Annotated in this window: 16 protein-coding genes and 1 pseudogene; 9 read left to right on the top strand and 8 right to left on the bottom strand. The window is 63.6% G+C overall.

The annotated features are described in order from the left end of the window. Positions 1-28: 28 nt before the first annotated feature. Entirely contained in the window at positions 29-1,165 is a 1,137-nt protein-coding gene (locus tag M727_RS0134705) for an alpha-hydroxy acid oxidase (RefSeq protein ID WP_027156341.1), read from the top strand. A 35-nt stretch (positions 1,166-1,200) separates the two neighbouring features. Then, entirely contained in the window at positions 1,201-1,974 is a 774-nt protein-coding gene (locus tag M727_RS0134700; RefSeq protein WP_156941746.1) for a metallophosphoesterase, read from the top strand. Between the two features lie 5 nt (positions 1,975-1,979). On the opposite strand, the gene M727_RS41250 is transcribed toward M727_RS0134700, so the two are convergent. Both M727_RS41250 and M727_RS0134690 read right to left on the bottom strand, forming a co-directional pair. Next, positions 1,980-2,120: a hypothetical protein gene (locus tag M727_RS41250; RefSeq protein WP_091595274.1), complete on the bottom strand. Its 141-nt coding sequence runs from the start codon at positions 2,118-2,120 to the stop codon at positions 1,980-1,982. A gap of 273 nt (positions 2,121-2,393) precedes the next feature. Beyond that, entirely contained in the window at positions 2,394-3,092 is a 699-nt protein-coding gene (locus tag M727_RS0134690) for a type 1 glutamine amidotransferase (RefSeq protein ID WP_027156339.1), read from the bottom strand. An 87-nt stretch (positions 3,093-3,179) separates the two neighbouring features. Between M727_RS0134690 and M727_RS0134685 the strand changes: the two genes are divergently transcribed. The 4 genes from M727_RS0134685 (at position 3,180) to M727_RS0134670 (ending at position 7,158) form a co-directional block, all read left to right on the top strand. Continuing rightward, entirely contained in the window at positions 3,180-3,857 is a 678-nt protein-coding gene (locus tag M727_RS0134685) for a hypothetical protein (protein ID WP_027156338.1), read from the top strand. A gap of 31 nt (positions 3,858-3,888) precedes the next feature. Beyond that, positions 3,889-4,623 carry a 16S rRNA (uracil(1498)-N(3))-methyltransferase gene (locus M727_RS0134680; protein ID WP_027156337.1) on the top strand — a complete coding sequence of 245 codons (735 nt, stop codon included), beginning with the start codon at positions 3,889-3,891 and terminating at the stop codon, positions 4,621-4,623. Positions 4,624-4,781: 158 nt separating this feature from the next. Then, positions 4,782-6,155, top strand: a complete 1,374-nt coding sequence (locus M727_RS0134675; protein WP_027156336.1) for a glutamate--cysteine ligase — start codon at positions 4,782-4,784, stop codon at positions 6,153-6,155. Positions 6,156-6,270: 115 nt separating this feature from the next. Beyond that, positions 6,271-7,158 carry a DUF937 domain-containing protein gene (locus M727_RS0134670; protein WP_027156335.1) on the top strand — a complete coding sequence of 296 codons (888 nt, stop codon included), beginning with the start codon at positions 6,271-6,273 and terminating at the stop codon, positions 7,156-7,158. A 152-nt stretch (positions 7,159-7,310) separates the two neighbouring features. Here the strand turns inward: M727_RS0134670 and M727_RS0134665 are convergent, their stop codons facing one another. After that, positions 7,311-7,601, bottom strand: coding sequence for a DUF1127 domain-containing protein (locus tag M727_RS0134665; protein WP_027156334.1), 291 nt, complete (start codon positions 7,599-7,601; stop codon positions 7,311-7,313). Positions 7,602-7,777: 176 nt separating this feature from the next. Between M727_RS0134665 and M727_RS0134660 the strand changes: the two genes are divergently transcribed. After that, positions 7,778-8,728 carry a LysR substrate-binding domain-containing protein gene (locus tag M727_RS0134660; protein WP_027156333.1) on the top strand — a complete coding sequence of 317 codons (951 nt, stop codon included), beginning with the start codon at positions 7,778-7,780 and terminating at the stop codon, positions 8,726-8,728. A 3-nt stretch (positions 8,729-8,731) separates the two neighbouring features. On the opposite strand, the gene M727_RS0134655 is transcribed toward M727_RS0134660, so the two are convergent. Then, positions 8,732-10,945: an EAL domain-containing protein gene (locus M727_RS0134655; protein WP_027156332.1), complete on the bottom strand. Its 2,214-nt coding sequence runs from the start codon at positions 10,943-10,945 to the stop codon at positions 8,732-8,734. A 115-nt stretch (positions 10,946-11,060) separates the two neighbouring features. Here M727_RS0134655 and xseA point away from each other — a divergent pair, with 115 nt between their 5' ends. Together xseA and M727_RS38935 are read left to right on the top strand one after the other, a co-directional pair. Beyond that, on the top strand, positions 11,061-12,626 hold the full coding sequence (gene xseA / locus M727_RS0134650; protein ID WP_027156331.1) for an exodeoxyribonuclease VII large subunit: 1,566 nt from the start codon (positions 11,061-11,063) through the stop codon (positions 12,624-12,626). A 6-nt stretch (positions 12,627-12,632) separates the two neighbouring features. After that, positions 12,633-13,768: pseudogene (locus M727_RS38935) on the top strand (P1 family peptidase). A gap of 170 nt (positions 13,769-13,938) precedes the next feature. On the opposite strand, the gene M727_RS0134640 reads toward M727_RS38935, so the two are convergent. The 4 genes from M727_RS0134640 to M727_RS0134625 all read right to left on the bottom strand — a co-directional run bounded on the left by M727_RS0134640 (position 13,939) and on the right by M727_RS0134625 (position 17,825). Continuing rightward, entirely contained in the window at positions 13,939-14,181 is a 243-nt protein-coding gene (locus M727_RS0134640; RefSeq protein ID WP_027156330.1) for a DUF768 domain-containing protein, read from the bottom strand. A gap of 767 nt (positions 14,182-14,948) precedes the next feature. Further along, positions 14,949-15,704: an ATP-binding cassette domain-containing protein gene (locus M727_RS0134635; protein ID WP_023800331.1), complete on the bottom strand. Its 756-nt coding sequence runs from the start codon at positions 15,702-15,704 to the stop codon at positions 14,949-14,951. Further along, a complete protein-coding gene (locus M727_RS0134630; protein WP_027156329.1) occupies positions 15,697-16,749 on the bottom strand; it encodes a ribose ABC transporter in 1,053 nt (350 codons plus the stop codon). The genes M727_RS0134635 and M727_RS0134630 overlap by 8 nt, the downstream gene beginning before the upstream one ends. Before the next feature lie 95 nt (positions 16,750-16,844). Next, positions 16,845-17,825, bottom strand: a complete 981-nt coding sequence (locus M727_RS0134625; RefSeq protein WP_027156328.1) for an ABC transporter substrate-binding protein — start codon at positions 17,823-17,825, stop codon at positions 16,845-16,847. Positions 17,826-18,037 lie beyond the last annotated feature (212 nt).

Below are 18,037 nucleotides of genomic sequence, written 5' to 3'. Positions count from 1 at the left end.
GAATTAGCGAACCATCAGCGGGAAGCCCATGAGCATGATCCTCACCATCGCCGATCTCAAGGACCTGGCGCGCCGCCGCGTGCCGAAGATGTTCTTCGACTATGCCGATTCCGGTGGATGGACCGAAAGCACCTACCGGGCCAATGAGGAGGATTTCCAAAAGATCAAGTTCCGCCAGCGCGTGCTGGTCGACATGAGCAACCGCTCGCTGGAATCGACCATGATCGGCGAGAAGGTGGCGATGCCGGTAGCGCTGGCACCGACCGGCATGACCGGCATGCAGCACCCCGACGGCGAGATGCTGGCGGCGCAGGCGGCGGAGGAATTCGGCGTGCCGTTCACGCTGTCGACGATGAGCATCTGCTCGATCGAGGATGTCGCATCGGTGACCAGGAAGCCGTTCTGGTTTCAGCTCTATGTGCTGCGCGACAAGGATTTCGTCCTCAGTCTCATCGACAGGGCGAAGGCAGCGAAGTGCTCGGCGCTGGTGCTGACGCTCGACCTGCAGATCCTCGGCCAGCGCCACAAGGACATCCGCAACGGACTGTCGGCGCCGCCGCGCTTCACGCCGAAGCATGTCTGGCAGGTGGCGACCAGGCCGGGCTGGTGCCTTGGCATGGCCGGCACCAAGCGCCGGACCTTCCGCAACATCGTCGGCCACGCCAAGGGCGTCGGCGACCTCAACTCGCTGTCGTCGTGGACGACGGAGCAATTCGATCCGCATCTGTCGTGGAAGGACGTCGCCTGGATCAAGGAGCGCTGGGGCGGCAAGCTGATCCTGAAGGGCATCCTCGACAAGGAGGACGCGCTGATGGCGGCCAAGACCGGCGCCGACGCGATCATCGTCTCCAATCATGGCGGACGCCAGCTCGACGGCGCGCCGTCGTCGATCTCGGTGCTGGAAGAAATCGCCGACGCGGTCGGCGACACGATCGAAGTGCATATGGATGGCGGCATCCGCTCTGGCCAGGACGTGCTGAAGGCGCTGTGTCTCGGCGCCAAGGGCACCTATATCGGCCGGCCTTTCCTCTACGGCCTCGGCGCGCTCGGCAAGGATGGAGTCACCAAAGCCTTGGAAATCATCCGCAAGGAGATGGACATAACGCTGGCACTGTGCGGAAAGCGTCTGGTGACCGACATGGGCAAGGATCAGCTTCGGCGTTAGACTCCCGTGGCGGCATGATCACGGAGATGGACGCATTGACTGCCCCCGGCATCCACTTTCTCGACGCGCGCGGACCGGAAGGCATGCGCATCTATGCGGTCGGCGACGTGCATGGCCGGCTCGACCTGCTCGCCGCCATGTACCGCCGGATTGCGGCCGAGATCAGCCAGGCGCGGCCGGTCGACTGGCGTGTCGTCCATCTCGGCGACTATGTCGACCGCGGCCCGGACTCCAAGGGCGTCATCGATTTCCTGATCGAAGTGCGAAAACGCGACCCGCGCCACCTGATGCTCGCCGGCAACCACGACATCGGCTTCCTAGACTTCCTCGACACTCCCGATGCGGACGGGCTTTTCATGCGCTATGGCGGCATCCAGACCGCGCAATCCTATGGCGTAGCGCTCAATGAAGGTGGCGGCGCGTGGTTCGGCAGGTCCGAGGCAGCATTGCGGCAAGGCCATGCAGCACTTGTCGAGGCCGTGCCGAAAAGCCATGTCGAGTTCCTGCAGTCGCTGCCGTTTTCACTGACCTTCGGCGACTTCTTCTTCTGCCATGCCGGCATCCGGCCGGGCATTGCGCTGGAAAGTCAGAGCGCGCAGGACCTGATCTGGATCCGCGATGTCTTCCACAATCATTCCGGCCTGCATCCAAAAATCGTGGTGCATGGCCACACGCCGGTGCCGGAGGCCGAGGTGATGGTCAACCGCGTCAATATCGACACCCTCGCCTACCAGACGGGAAACCTCAGCGCGCTCGTCGTCGACGGTGCCGACAAGCGTATCCTGGTGGTGTCAGGCGAGAGGGGTTAAAGCGCTTAGCGAAGCGCGGCGGTGACGCCGTAGCCGTCGACGGCGTTGTGGTTGTTGGCTGCGTCGCCGGCGTAGGTGCCGAAGCCGCACAACACTATGGCCGACAACATGACAAAGGACAGAAGCGCTGCTTTCACGGACGTCATCTCTTGTTGAGCTTCCTGCATCTGTGCACGGGGCGGGTTACGAATGGGTTGAAACGGAAAATGCGTCTCAAAGTTTCGACGATTTCGCGCTTTTAGGCATGTTCTGTATCGGCGATGTGTCGCGCGAGTGACCCAAAAGGTTCATCGCGTTGCACGGAAGATGCAGAGCGGGTACCTTCTAGGGTGACGGGCGGCCACAAGCCAAGCACGAAACATGCTGTCCACAGCGGATTTTTGCCGGCGTGCCAAATATGCAACGTCGATACTGACTGATCAGATCGTCGCCACCCAGGCGCGGGCGATGGCCAGCCCGGCGGCATCGGCATCCGGTCCGTGGCGGGCCATTTCGTCGTCGAGCCGATCGCTCCAGTCCGGGTGCCGCTCGGCAATGAGCGATGCGAAGGATGCGCTCCAGTCGCGGACCATCGGCCCGTCCGCCTCGAAATGGAACTGAAAGCCATAGACGGCACGGCCGATGCGAAACGCCTGGTTCTCGGCGACTTCGTTGCCGGCGAGCCGCACGGCATTTTCGGGCAAGACAAAAGTGTCGTCGTGCCACTCGAAGATCGGGAAATTTTCGGGCAGCGCTGCGAGCACCGGATCGGCCGTCGCCGCCGGCGTGAGCGAGACCTTGTGCCAGCCGAATTCCGAGGCGCCGCCGATCCGGTTCTCGCCGCCGAAGGCGCGCGCCACCAGTTGGCTGCCAAGGCAGATACCGAGCACGGCGCGATCCTTGCCGGCGAAATCGCGCGTCAGGTCGAGCAATTCAGGAAAATACGGGCAAATCTCGTCGTCCAGCGCATTCTGGGCGCCGCCGAGCACGACCATGGCGTCGTGCGCAGCGCTATCCTGCGGCAGCATCTCGCCACAATAGGGCCGGCGCAGATCGATATCGGCGCCTGCCTCGACAAGCGCTGCGCCGATCTGGCCAAGGCCCTCGCTGTCGAAATTCTGGACCACCAGCACCCGCATCGAAAAACCTGCTGACATGAAAACGATGCGACCAGCGATATCATGCCGCCGTCATTCCGGCCAAGATGCGTATTCGGGGAGAAAGCTATGCCACTGCAGAATCGGGTCGACCCGTTCGGCGTCATCCATGCCGTGCCGGAGCGCGGCCTGTTCATGGGCAATCGCGGCATCATCCATGACCCCGAAACGAAGACGCTGCTGAAAAAACGCTGGGCGCTGCAGGCCTGGATCATCTGCGTCTGCGAATTCCGCGATGTGCGGCGCGAGCCGATGGGCCGCAACAGGCAAAGCGACGACCAATCGGGGGGCAAGGCCGGCTGGACCGAATTGTTTTTCCTGGACGAGGTGACCGCGCTCGCGGCCGGGCATCGGCCCTGCTTCTTCTGCCGGCGCGAGCGGGCCAAGGATTTCGTCCGGCGCTTCGGCGTCGCCTTCAGCATTGCCGAGCCGCGCGCACCGCAGGTCGACAAGCGGCTGCATAAGGAGCGGCTGGCGTCGGGTGGGCGGGCACCGGTCGTATCCGCAGAACAGCTTGCCGGCTTGCCGGACGGCGCCATGGTTGCGGACGGCGGCAACGCCTATGCAATGCGTGGCGGCAAGGCGCTGCGCTGGTCGTTCGCAGGCTACAGTGATCGCGTGGGGGGCGATCCGGTCGGGTTCGGCGGTTTTGCCGGCCATCCAATCCGCCTGCTCACGCCGGCGACCACCGTTTCCGTGCTGAGGCAAGGCTACCAACCGGTCTGGCATCCCTCGGCCGAGACTTGACGCCAAGAGCCGTCTCGCCCATTCCTCGGCGATGCGCGCCAATTACAAGATGCAGCGGCTGTTCGTGCCGGACGACCTCGGACCGGATATCGAGTTCGAGGCGAGCCCGCAGCAGGGCCATTACCTGATGCATGTGCTGCGGCTCGGCGAAGGCGCCGAAATCCTGTTGTTCAACGGCCGCGACGGCGAATGGTCGGCTTCTATCGCCGCCAGGTCCAAAAAGGCGGTGCGGCTGAAGGTGCTGACCTTGCAGCGGCCGCAGCCGCCGCTGCCCGATCTCGCCTACTGCTTTGCTCCGCTAAAGCAGGGTCGGCTCGACTATCTGGTGCAGAAGGCGGTCGAGATGGGCGCCGGCGTCCTGCAGCCGGTCATCACCCAGCACACGCAGGTGGCAAAGCCTGGCATCGAACGGCTGCGCGCCAATGTCGTCGAGGCCGCCGAACAATGCGGCATCCTTGCGGTGCCGGAAGTGCGCGAAGCGGAAAAATTCGAACGCCTGCTGGCCGGCTGGGACAAGGAGCGGCGGTTGATCTTCTGCGACGAGGATGCTTCCACGAACAATCCGCTGCCGGCGCTGCAGGCGGTGCGGGGGAAGAAGCTCGGGCTGCTGGTCGGGCCCGAGGGCGGATTTTCCGACGAGGAACGAAGGATGCTGCGGGCGCTGCCTTTCGTAACCACGATTCCACTCGGTCCGCGCATCCTGCGCGCCGATACGGCTGCGGTGGCGGCACTGGCGGTGATACAGGCGACAATCGGGGATTGGTGAGGCACTTCCCTTCTCCCCTTGTGGGCCTTGTGGGAGAAGGAAGAAGCAGCGCCAATCAATTCCAGTTACCCTGTGGCTCAGGATTTTTCGCTTGATCGCCTACTGACATTTCGTCCATCTAGCGCCGGCGGTCGTCCGATCGCTACCGAGGACTTATGATGGCGCGCGACACAACCGATTTCCGGCCGATCGAAGGCGTCGACGAGCTTGTCGAGCACCTGGCTGAAGGCAACAAGCCGCGCGACAGATGGCGCATCGGCACCGAACACGAGAAATTCCCGTTCTATGTCGACGGCAATGCGCCGGTGCCCTATGGCGGCGAGCACGGCATCCGCGCTATTCTTGAGGGCATGCAGGAAAAACTCGGCTGGGATCCGATCATGGATGCCGGCCGCATCATCGGCCTGGTCGAGCCGACCGGCCGGGGCGCGATCTCGCTGGAACCCGGCGGCCAGTTCGAACTGTCCGGCGCGCCGCTGGAGACGATCCACCAGACCTGCCGCGAGGGCAATGCGCATCTGGCGCAGGTGCGCGAGATCGCCGAGCCGATGGGCATCCGCTTCCTCGGCCTCGGCGGCAGCCCGAAATGGTCGCTGGCCGAGACGCCAAAAATGCCAAAGTCGCGCTATGAGATCATGACGCGCTACATGCCCAAGGTCGGCAGCAAGGGCCTCGACATGATGTACCGCACCTGCACCATCCAGGTGAATCTCGACTTCGAGAGCGAGGTCGACATGCGCCGCAAGATGCAGGTGTCGCTGAAGCTGCAGCCGCTGTCGACGGCGCTGTTCGCCAACTCGCCGTTCACCGAGGGCCGGCCCAACGGATTTCAGAGCTGGCGCGGCGACATCTGGCGCGACACCGACAACCAGCGCTCGGGCCTGCTCGACTTCTGCTTCTCGCCCGATTTCGGCTTCGCCGACTATGTCGAATGGGCGCTCGATGTGCCGATGTACTTCGTCATCCGCGACGGCCACTACCACGACATGACGCACGTCTCCTTCCGCCAATTCATGGCAGGTGCGGCCCGCAACGAGATTTCTGACGGGCTGCCGACGATGGGCGATTGGGCGAACCATTTGTCGACGCTGTTCCCCGACGTGCGACTGAAGCGTTTCCTTGAAATGCGCGGCGCCGATGGCGGACCGTGGCGGCGCATCTGCGCGCTGCCGGCCTTCTGGGTCGGGCTGCTCTACGACGCGGCGGCGCTCGACGCGGCCGAGGCGCTGACCTCGAGCTGGAGCTATGAAGAGGTGCTGGCGATGCGCAACGCCGTGCCGGAACAGGGCATTTCGGCGCCGTTCCGCAACACGACACTGCGCGAGATCGCCCGCGACGTGCTCGTCATCTCGCGCATGGGGCTGAAGAACCGCGGCCGCAAGAACCGCGACGGCTATGACGAAACGTCGTTCCTCAGCACGCTGGACGAAGTCGTCGCGCGCGGCACCACCAGCGCCGAGGAACTGCTCTCCGCCTATCATACGCGCTGGGGCGGCTCGATCGAGCCGGTGTTCATGGAGTATGCGTATTAGCTGTTTGCTATCGGCTTGGCCGACAGCTCGGGAAAACGCGCTTTCCGAAATCGATTCCGATTTTCTGGCCGATGCGGTAGGCTCTCCTACGAGGATTTTCCCGAGGAGAAAACCAATGGCTTCCTTGTTCGACATTCTGGCGCAGGCGCAGAACGGTAACGGCATGCAGGCCCTGGCCCAACAGTTCGGCCTTTCGCAGCAGCAAGCGCAATCGGCGGTCGAGGCGCTGCTGCCGGCCTTTTCACAGGGGCTGAAGCGCAGCACCTCCGACCCCTACGGGCTCGGCGCGTTCATGACGGCAATGGCCAGCGGCCAGCATGCCAAATATTTCGAGGACGCAGGCCGGGCCTTCTCGCCGCAGGGCGTCGATGAAGGCAACGGCATTCTTGGCCATCTGTTCGGCTCAAAAGACCTGTCCCGCGCCGTTGCCAGCCAGGCAGCGCAGGCGAGCGGCGTCAGCCAGCAGATCTTGCAGCAGATGCTGCCGGTCGTGGCTTCGATGATGATGGGCGGCCTGTTCAAGCAGACCACAAATCAGATGCAGGCAGCAGGCGGATTCGGCGGCGGCAGCAATCCGCTCGGCGAGATCATCGAGCAGATGATGCGGCAGGCCGGCGGCGGCGCGCAGGCGCCGCAACAGCGCCAGGCACCGCAGCCCGGCCCGATGGATAATCCGTTCGGCAAGGTGCTGCAGGACATGTTCGGCGGCGCACAGCAGCCGCAGGGTCAGCCGCAGCAGGCGCCCAATCCCTACGGCGACAATCCGCTCGGCAAGGTGCTGCAGGACATGTTCGGCGGTGGTGCACAGCAGACGCAGCCGCGTCAGGCGCCGCAGCAGCGCGAAACACCGCAGCCACAGGCCAATCCGAGCGGCAGGCCACGCAATCCGTTCGACGATCTGTTCGGCAAGATGTTCGAAGCGGGCGCGCAGCAACGCGACGATTACCAGAAGGGCATGGAGTCGATCTTCGATCAGTTCAAGCGAGGCATGGACCGGCGGTAGCGTGAAGCTGGCCTTCGCCTGATTTCAAATAGAAAAAAGCCCGATCCTTGGGAGGACCGGGCAGTGTGCAGGCGGGCCGGCGGGGAAACCGGCAGGGAGTGGGTGCCTGCGAAATCCTGGCACCGCGCGCCCTAGGGGCACGCAACCATCGATCAGGTCACCTTGCGGGCAATATCCTCGATCGTGTCTGTGCGATCGGCCGCGATGAGGCGAAGCCTCTCGGTTGGATCGCGGCCAAACGGCACGTCGATGGCGACGTGGAGATCGGCGCGCGTCAAGCCGATGTCGGCAAGTTCGGCGTCCGACATCTCGCCAAGGCGATAGAAGGCGCGGCGGTTTTTCCAGGCGCGATAGACGCTGGAGATGGTGTTGACCACGCGCGTCGCAATAGCCGGACGCGACGTGATGCGCGAAGTCTCGGTGGCGAAATCAAACGTAGCCATGTCAGTCTCCTTCATTCGAACGGACGAAGACGCGCGATCGGCGCTGGCAACAGCGGCCGTTCCGGTCCCGATTCACATGCTGTCATGTGGACAGTCGTAAATTTGCCATCGTTCGATTGATTAATCCAACGAATGTTTCTAATCTTTAACATCAACACTAGTGATGGATGGGACCGATGAAAGCGCCACTCGATCTCGATCAGTTGCAGACCTTCGTCTCAATCGTCGACACCGGCAGCTTCACCCGCGCGGCGGAAGCGGTGCATCGGACCCAGTCGGCGGTGTCCATGCAGATGCGCCGGCTGGAGGAGCGGATCGGCAAGCCTCTGTTCGAAAAGGACGGGCGCACCAACAGGCTGACCGAGGAAGGCGACAGGCTGCTCTCCTACGCAAGACGGTTGCTGTTCCTCAATCGGGAAACGCTGGCCGCCTTCGACGACCGGCGGCTCGAAGGCACGATCCGCATCGGCACGCCGGACGACTATGCCGATCGCTTCCTGCCCGAGATCATGGCCCGCTTCGCCCGTTCCAACCCACGTGTCGAACTGACCGTGATCTGCGAGCCGACGCCGGGGCTGGTCGAGCATATCAAGCGTGGCAATCTCGATCTGGCACTGGTGACGCATAGTGACGCGCACGGCCAGTCGGAAGTGGTGCGGCGCGAACCGCTGCTGTGGGTGACTTCGGCCAACCATGCGACGCATGAACAGAACGTTCTGCCGATGGCCTTCGGCCGGCCGAACTGCATCTGGCGGAGGGCCGCGGTCGACGTGCTCGACCGGCAGAACCGAGACTACCGCATCCTGTTCACCAGCTTCTCGGCAACCGTCATCACCGCCGCGGTGCTTTCCGGCCTGGCGATTTCGGTGCTGCCGGAATGCGCGCTGCGCCCCGGCATGCGGGTGCTGGGCGACGCCGACGGGTTCGGCGCCCTGCCCGATTGCCGCATCGGCATCATGCGCGGCCAGACGTCGCGGCCGGAGATCGTCGACGCGCTGGCCCGTCACATTTCGGAAAGCCTCGACAATATTTCCGTGCCGCTCGGCGAAGAGACGGGAAGCTTCGACTTCGCAGCCTTTTCGAAGATGAAGCGGGGCAAGCCGAACCAGATCGTGCCGGGCTGGTAAGGATCAGGCGGAAACTGCTGCCGGCGTGCTGTCCTTGCCAGGCAAAAGGCCGGCCAGCCGCAGCAATTGCGCCGGCTCCAGCGGCAGCGACAGCAGGTGGCCCTGAAACTCTCGGCAGCCCATGGCGACGAGCAGCGCCTTTTGCTCCTCGGTCTCCACGCCTTCCGCGGTGACGCCGACGTTAAGAGCGTCGGCAAGATCGACCAGCGCCCTGACGATCGCCGCCGAACTCTCGTCGCGGCCGAGGAGGTTCACGAAGGAGCGGTCGATCTTGAGCTTGTCGATGGCGTGGCGGCGCAGATAGTTCAGCGACGAATAGCCGGTGCCGAAATCGTCGAGCACTATGGCGATCCCCGACCGGCGCAAGACAGCCAGAGCCGCCCTGGTCGTATCGTTGTTGTCCAACAGCACGCCCTCGGTGATCTCGAGCTGCAGGCGCCCTGGCGCCAATCCGGTCTCGGCGAGAACCGCCGCAAGCTGCTCGGCGAAACCGGTGTCGCGCAGTTGCAGCGGCGACACGTTGACGGCCACCCAAGGCAATTCGGTGCCGACAGCGAAGCGGCAAGCCTCTTGCAGCACCCATTTGCCAAGCTGGCCGATCATGCCACGTTCTTCGGCGATGGCGATGAATTGTGCTGGCGGCAAGCCACCATGGACCTCATGTCCCCAGCGGATCAGCGCCTCGGCACCGAGGATCGTGCTGCCGTCCGCCGCAAAGATCGGCTGATACGCCAGCTTGATCCCGGTTCCGCCATTCAGGGCATGGCGAAGCTCGCTCTCAACCTGGCGCTTGCGCAACAGCAGGTCGTCCATGTCGCCGGCGAAGACCTGGTAGCGGCCGCGGCCGTTCTTCTTGGCTTCGTAAAGCGCGATATCGGCCTTGCGCAGCAAGTCGTCCGCATCGGCATCCGGACCGGTCGACAACGCTATGCCGATGCTGGCGCTGACAAAAACCTGGTCGTCGGCCAGCTTGAACGGCTCCTGCAGCTTTTGAAGCAGACCCTCCGAAACATCTTCGGCGCCTCGGATGTCGTTAACATCAATCAGGATCATGGCGAACTCATCGCCGCCGAGCCGTGCCACCGTGTCGACCTCCCGGATTGCCTGCTGGAGCCTCGCGGCGGTCTGGCGGACAAGCTCGTCGCCGGCAGGATGGCCAAGCGTGTCGTTGACGTGCTTGAAACGGTCGAGGTCGAGATAAAGCAGTGCCACTTTGGCTGTTTCGTGACTGGCCGTGAGCAAAGCGCGCCGGAGCCGGTCCTCGAACAGCGCCCGGTTGGGAAGGCCGGTAAGCGTGTCGTGGAAGGCGAGATACTGCGCCTCGGCCTGACTGGTCTGCAGCGCCGACGATGCACGGCGGAGGCGGCGCAGCAGGAATGCCAGGACACCTGCCGCGAGCAGCGCGCCACCGATCAGGGCCGGCCCTGCCTCGCGCACAAGCGTGCTGCCGGGCCGCTCCTGATCCCAGCCGGCATAAGCCAGGATGACGCCGCGTGAGTCGACCAGCGGAATGGCAGCCCCGCCGACCGGCTGCGACAACGGCAGCATGCGGGCGCCCGCCAACAGATATTGCCCGGCGATCTTGGCCAGCAGCGCGTCGGTGATGAAGTCCACCGAGATATGAAGGTATTCGCTGCCAGGCGTCTGGATGACGCGGTCGGAACTCGGCACCAGCGGCATGATGCTGAGGATGGCAGGTTTTCCGTCAAGCTCCACCAGATCCCCTGCGGCCAATTTGACCGGACCGCCGGCCTGGTCTTCTTCCGCCGGCTCACGGATCAACCGGCGCACCCTTTCGACCGTGGGCAACAGAACCGGTTCATCCTCGCTGTAACGCGCCGGCAACAGCACATTTCCTTCACGCATCGCATGGATCGGACGATCGGCGGCATCCAGTACATAGACCCGATCATGCCCATAGTAGGAATACATCCAGACGCTGATGTTATCGATCATCCAGTCCACGTTGCCGGCCTTGGCATTGATGACGGAATCGTCCCAGACGGCGATGCTTTCCTGCTCGCGACCCACCGCCGCGATCCGGTCCCGCATGCCGTTGGCGAAAAGGATTTTCTGCCGCTCGAAGGAGGCGCTATCCGCCTGCACAGTGGCGTAAAAGCCAAAGCCGACGACCATGGCAAGCGCGAAAATGGCAAGCGCCATCACCGTCAGCGTGACCTGGAACGTTAATGGGCTGCGTTGAAGACGACGGCTCATGCGTCCTGGCCACTCTCTTTTCCGCACAGTCATCAGATCGGGTTAAGATCGAGTTATGACGTCGGCTACGAGCGACGGCCTTGACGCCGGCCAACAACCGCCCCCCAATCGGCCAATGAGCGACGCAGCATCCGAATCACGTACCAACGCCACCGAATACACGGTCAGTGAGATTTCCGGCGCGCTGAAGCGAACGGTCGAGGACGTCTTCGGCAATGTGCGGGTGCGCGGCGAAATATCAGGCTATCGCGGGCCGCACTCCTCCGGCCATGCCTATTTCTGCCTCAAGGACGACCGCGCACGGCTCGACGCCGTGGTCTGGAAGACCACGATGGGCCGGCTGAAATTCCGCCCGGAAGAAGGCATGGAGGTGATCGCCACCGGCCGGCTCACCACCTATCCAGGAAAGTCCACCTATCAGATCGTCATCGACAATCTGGAGCCCGCCGGCGCCGGGGCGCTGATGGCACTGCTGGAAGAGCGCAAGCGCCGGCTGCAGGCCGAAGGCCTGTTCGATGCCGGCCGCAAGCGCTTGCTGCCGTTCATGCCGCGCGTCATCGGCGTCGTCACCTCGCCGACAGGCTCTGTCATCCGCGACATCATCCACCGGATCAAGGACCGGTTTCCGCTGCATGTGCTGGTCTGGCCGGTGCGAGTGCAGGGCGAAACGGCCGGCGCCGAAGTGACCGCCGCCGTCAACGGCTTCAACGGACTGGCGCAGGATGGCGTGATCCCGCAGCCCGACCTGCTGATCGTGGCGCGCGGCGGCGGCAGCCTCGAGGATCTTTGGGGGTTTAATGACGAGGCGCTGGCCCGCGCCGTCGCCGCCTCGCGCATTCCGGTGATTTCCGCCGTCGGCCATGAAACGGACTGGACGCTGATCGACTTGGCGGCGGATGTGCGGGCGCCGACACCGACGGGTGCCGCCGAAATCGCCGTGCCCGTACGCGCCGACCTCGAAGTGACGCTTACCGGCCTTGGTGCGCGGCTAAAGGCTGCGGTATCGCGCAATTTCGAGCGCAAGCGCCAGGCGGTGCGTGCCGCCGCCCGGGCGCTGCCCTCGCCCGACCAGTTGCTGGCATTGCCGCGCCGGCGTTTCGACGAGGCGACGAGCCGGCTTGGCCGGGCGCTGTCCGTCAGCGTCCAGCGCAAGCGAGCCAGGCTTCAGGCGCAGCGGCTGACGCCGGCCACCCTGTCGCGACGCATGAACGAGGCCCGCACACTGGCCGGCCGCGACCTTGGCCGCGCGCAAGCGGCGTTCTTCGCCATCGTGCGCGAGCGGCGAACGCGGTTTTCGCGCACCGCGGCGCGGCTGTCGGCGGCGCCGCTCGCAAGGCGGCAGAAATTGCAGGCAGATGCCCTGGCAGCGCTGTCGCGACGACAGGACCGGGTGATTTCGGTGCGGCTCGAGCGCTTGCGCGGGAAACTGACCCAGGCCGACCGGCTGCTGGCGACGCTGTCGCACAAGGCGGTGCTGGCGCGCGGCTTCGCCCTGGTGAAAGACGCCGACGGTGCCGTGATCAAGCAAGCGGCGGAAGTGACGCCGGGGCTGGCACTTTCGCTGGAGTTCGCCGACGGGACCGCCGATGCGATTGCGACCAGCGGCGCGGCACGGCCGAAAACTGTTGCAAAGCCGGCCGCCAAAGCCAAGGAGCCTGGCAGCCAAGGCTCGCTGTTTTGAGTGCCGATGATTTCCGGCAATCCACATCACCAGACGACGCCTTCCGGCAAGCAGCGCGCGCGAGCCTTCGGCATTCGTTTTGACGGCACGCCCGGACCGTTCAACGCCATCACCGATGTGGCTGGCGTTGCGGTCGGTTATTCGACGCTGATTTCGGGCGAAGGTGCGCTGGTGGTCGGCGAGGGGCCGGTGCGCACCGGCGTGACCGCCATCCTGCCCAGACCGCGCGCCGAACTGGCCACGCCGGTTTTTGCCGGCATTTTCGGCCATAACGGCAATGGCGAATTGACCGGCTCGCACATCATCGAGGAAACCGGTGCCTTCAATTTTCCGATCACCATCACCAACACGCATTCCTGCGGCGTTTCACGCGACGGAACGCTGCGCTGGATGCAGCGCGTGCTGCCGGCCGCGCTCGACAGCGGCTGGGGCCTGCCGGTGGCGGCGGAGACCTATGACGGCTTCCTGAACGACATCAATGGCCACCATCTCGGGTTTGAGCATGTCGCCGCGGCCCTCGATGGCGCGACCAGCGGATCGATCGAGGAAGGCAGCGTCGGCGGCGGCACCGGCATGATCGCCTTCGGTTTCAAGGCAGGCTCCGGCACGGCATCGCGGCTCGTCGAATGGTACGGCCGGCGCTACACGGTCGGCGCGTTCGTGCAGGCGAATTTCGGCACGCGGAGCAATTTTACCATTCGCGGCCTGCGCGCCGGGCCCGATCTCGTGGCACCGCGATCCGCGAAAGCACGCCGCGCGCCGAAAAGGGCTCGATCATCGGGATCATCGCCACCAACGCGCCGTTGCTGCCGCATCAGATGAAGCGGCTGGCACGCCGGGTGCCGCTCGGCGTCGCCATGACCGGCGGCTTCGGCTATCACAGCTCGGGCGATATTTTCCTGGCCTTTTCGACCGCCAACCGCGAGGCGGCGCTGGCGCCGCCAGGCCGCATCGCCAGCGCCGATTTTATCCCGGATACCGACATCGACCCGTTCTTCGACGCCGTGATCGGGAGTGTGGAGGAAGCGATCCTCAATGCGCTGGTCGCCAATGACGACATGACCGGGCGCGACGGCAATTTCGTGCCGGCGCTGCCAACGGCATGGCTCAAGAGCAAATTCGGGGCTAGGCAGGGAAAGTAGAACTGTGTGGCGTGTCACGCGTCGCACAGGTGAATAGATGCCTTTCGCCGGGTCGGCATGTCACTCGCTAAAGCGCGTCGCGTTTGAAGGGATTCATGCGACGCGCTTTAGTTCTTTGTTTTATGCATGTCGTTATCTCAAAACCGCTGCGCACTTTTGGGCGACATGCATTAGTCCGAATTCTTTTCGTCCTGGTCGGCCTCAGCCGCCTCTTCCAGCCTCGACGCGATAAGTTCCTGAATGTCGCCGACCTCTTCCTGGATATCCTCCAGCGGTATGCCGGCCTCAGCCGCCTTCGCCGCGCATTCCTTGGCGAGGGTCTCGGCCTGCTCCTCGATCCTGTCCAGCGAGGACTGGCAGTGGACCTTTTCGCCGATCCACTCCTGCAAGAACTCGATCGCGTGTTCGCTCATGCTGCTGTTCCCTGGCGGCTGCGCCGGTTGGTAATCATAAACGCCGGCATCCCCGAAAAGATGCACGCTCCTATTCCAACCGAGTCGCCGTCACCCGGCAAGCCGATCTTGCCCAAGCTCCACAGGGCTGACGGAAATCGAAGGTTCAAGGAGCACATTCTAATTCTGAAGGAGATTCTATTTTCCTGAGCAGACTGGTACCGTTGGCTGGGATCAGGTCCCGGATCGCGCCATTGTTTCTACTTGTTATTTTCCGGCAATCCAGTCAATTTGTATGACAATAGGTATCACATTACGCGGCACGTTTGCGGCGCCATTCGCTGCGCAACCCTAGGGTACGCGGTCAAAGCCGCCGCTATATAGTGACATCCTCAGGCAATGTCGACTCTGCTCGCCGACCTGCTTCTTTCCGTCGCGCCGAGCGTATCTGGATGGCATTTTGTCAACGTCGGGGGCGAGCAAATTTCGCCGGAAATCGGTCGGGGGCATTGAGATGCTGAGCAGCCAGGCGCGGTAGCTGTGCCGGCGATCCTGCCGCAGTCGCTTCTCGCCGGAGAATTGCCGGCTTGGCCGGCTCGCCACTCGGGAAGCTCAATTCCTCGGGACGTGCATTGCTTCAGCAATCGAAAGTATCGGCCTAAAGCGCGTCGCGTCTGAAGGGATTTCATGCGACGCGCTTTAGGTTCTTGTTTTTATGCATGTCGTTGTCCCAAAACCGCTGCGCACCCTCGGGTCAAGCCCGAGGGCAAGCTTTTGGGCGACATGCATTAGCCGCCAACCATGAGCTTGACGACTTCGTCATGATTGGTCTCCGAGATCTTGCGCTCGCCGGCCTGGATGCCGCGGCGCAGCACGACGATGCGGTCGGAAACGGCGAAAATATCCTGCAGATTGTGCGAGATGAAGATCACGCCCCGGCCCTGCGCCTTGAGCTGGTGGATGAGCGAAATGACCTTACGCTGCTCCGGCACGCCAAGAGCCGCGGTCGGTTCGTCCATGATCAGGATCTGCGCATCCCAATAGACGGCCCGGCCGATGGCAACGGCCTGCCGTTGACCGCCGGAGAAATTGCTGACCGGGGCGTCGAGCCGGCTGACATGGAAGTCCAGCCGTCCCATCGTCTGCTTGGCGGCGACGGCCATCGCCTTGCGGTCGAGCACCGGCAAGAAACCGAAAGCCTTGCGCATGGGTTCACGGCCGAGGAAGATATTGGCGCCGATGGACAAATTGTCGGCGAGAGCGAGATCCTGGTAAATGGTCTCGATGCCTTTTTCGCGCGCCTCCTGCGGCGTCGCGAAGGTGACCGGCTGCCCCCTCAGCAGAATTTCACCGCCGGTCGGCTGAAAGACGCCCGATATCGCCTTGATCAGCGTCGTCTTGCCGGCGCCGTTGTCGCCGGCCAGCGCCACCACTTCGCCCGGCCGCACGGCCATGGAGAAATCGTTCAGCGCCTGCACCGCACCGAAATGCTTGGAAAGGTGTCGGACTTCGAGAAGGGGGGTGGTTGGTTCGGAACTATTCATCCTGGCGAGCTCCACTGAACCGGCGCTGCGCCTGGTCGATAAGGACGGAGATAATGATGACGAGGCCGACGGCGATGAACTGCCAGAACGGCTCGACATTGACGAAAACCAGCCCGTATTGAATGACCGCGATGACCAAGGCGCCGGCGACCGTCCCGAAGATGGTGCCTGAGCCACCGAACAGGCTGGCGCCGCCGATCACCACGGCTGCCACGCTGTCGAGCAGCAAGGGTTCGCCGGCCTGGGCGGCGCCCGCGGTGAAGCGCGCTGCATAGAGCGCGCCCCCGAGGCCGGCGCACATCGCCGAAAGCACGTAGAGGCGCAGGATGTGGCCCCTGATGTCGATGCCGGCGCGGCGCGCCGCCTGCACATTGGCGCCGATGGCGTAGTTATGCTGGCCGAACCGGGTCTGGCTCAGGATGTAGTGCATCACCACGACAAAGACGGCGGCAATGATGACGAGATAAGGCACCCCGTAGAACCTGCCGTTGCCAAGCAGCGCGAACCAGGAATTCTGGACCGGCACCGTCGTGCCGCCGGCCAGCAGGAACGCAGCGCCGCGCGCCACGCCAAACATGCCAAGCGTGCCGATGAAAGGGGGAATTCTGAGGCGCGAGATCAGCAAGCCATTGATGACGCCAGGCACGCCGGCGACGATCACGGCCGCCAGAATGCCCAACATCATGGCCAGAGGCACCGGCATGGCGACGCCAGCCATATTCGTGGCGTGGGCGGCGACGACGGCCGCGAGACCCATGATGAAGCCCAGCGAGAGGTCGATGCCTCCCGAAATGATGACGAAGGTCTGCCCGGTCGCCAGCAGCAACGGCGCCACGGCGAATATCGCAATGGACTGCACGTTGAACGGGTTGAGCACGAAGGTCGCGCCGAAGGAGAGCCTCGACCAGACCTCGAAACAGATGATCAGGCCCGCAAGGAACAGCCAGGCGCGCCCTTCGGCGATGCGTGCGAGCCAGCTCCTGGCCGGATCACCGTGATCCGCCTGAGGAGCGACATGCGTTTCGGTTGGCGATGTTGAAGTCATGGATGGTTCCGATCCGCAGGGCGGCCTCCGACAAACAGGGTCAAAGCGACCGGCGCAGGTCTCCTTCCGGCAGGCCGGAAGGAGACTGGCTGGACTCATTCGGAATAGAGGTATTTCGAGATGTTCGGGTCGGCGATGTTGGCCTTGTCCATGATCGTAAAGCCGGTGCCGATCGCAACCGGGATCGACTGGCCGGTCAGATGGGCATAGGCCGACACGACGCCGAAATAGCCGATTTCCGCGGGATGCTGGGCAATCGCGACGTCGACAAGGCCAGAGTTGATGTTGTCGGCAATGCTGGTCGGCGCGTCGAACGCCACGACCTTGACGGTGCCGGTCTGCCCGGCCTGCTGGACGCCATTCGCCGCGCCAAGCGCCGAGAACAGGTTTGCGCGGAACACCCCGACGAGATCGGGATTGCGCGCGAACACAGCCTGGAGTTGCGAGGCGGCCTTGTTGGCGTCATTGTCGTTGAACTGGGTTTCGAGAACGGTGATGCCGGGATGGTTGGCCGCCATCTCCTTCTTGAAGCCCTCTTCACGCTGGTCGGTGGTCGAAATGCCAGGCTTGACGTTCGAAACGTAGACCTTGCCCTTGTCGCCTATGGCCTTGGCCAATGCCCGCGCGGCGATTTCGCCGCCCAGAATGTTGTCGGAGGCAATATAGGACAGTGGGAAATCCGCCTCGCCGGCGCCGGTCTGGTAGACGCCGCTGCCGATGAAGGTGTCGACGGTGATCACCGGAATGCCGGCGTCATGGGCCTTGCGCAGGGGTTCGACCAATTGAACCTTGTCGGTCGGCGCGATCAGGATGGCATCCGGCTTCTTCGCGATGACCGCGTCAAGCACGGGGACTTGCGTTACCGGATTGAAATCCGGGGCGCCCTGGAAAACCAGGGTCACACCAAGGGCATCGGCTGCCGCCTGGGCTCCCTTGCGCATGGTGATGTAAAAGCCGTCGGTGGTAAGACCCGGAATGAGCGCAATGGTGTATTTTTTGTCCTGCGCCAATGCGGGCGTGACCAGCGCCGCTGCGCAGATGGCGAGAGCCGCCAGAGCGGCAACAATCTTCTTCATAACATCCTCCTCCTAATGTTGGCAGATTTTGCCGTTGCGAGTCGTCCCGGCTCTGTGAAGTGCTGGCGGCGAGAAGCGGGTTTCGCCTGCTTGCTGTTATGGGGCAGTCTCCTCCCAAGCGCCCCAGTCATTAAATCGACCGTCGAAACCGACCAGCCCGATGCGCAGTCCCGTTACTAGCCTCCGCAAGGGTGCAGGAAACTGCGCCGCTC

It is taken from the genome of Mesorhizobium sp. WSM2561 (assembly GCF_000513915.1).
GTDB classification, from domain to species: domain Bacteria; phylum Pseudomonadota; class Alphaproteobacteria; order Rhizobiales; family Rhizobiaceae; genus Mesorhizobium; species Mesorhizobium muleiense.
This window is presented reverse-complemented; position numbering and strand designations above follow the sequence as displayed.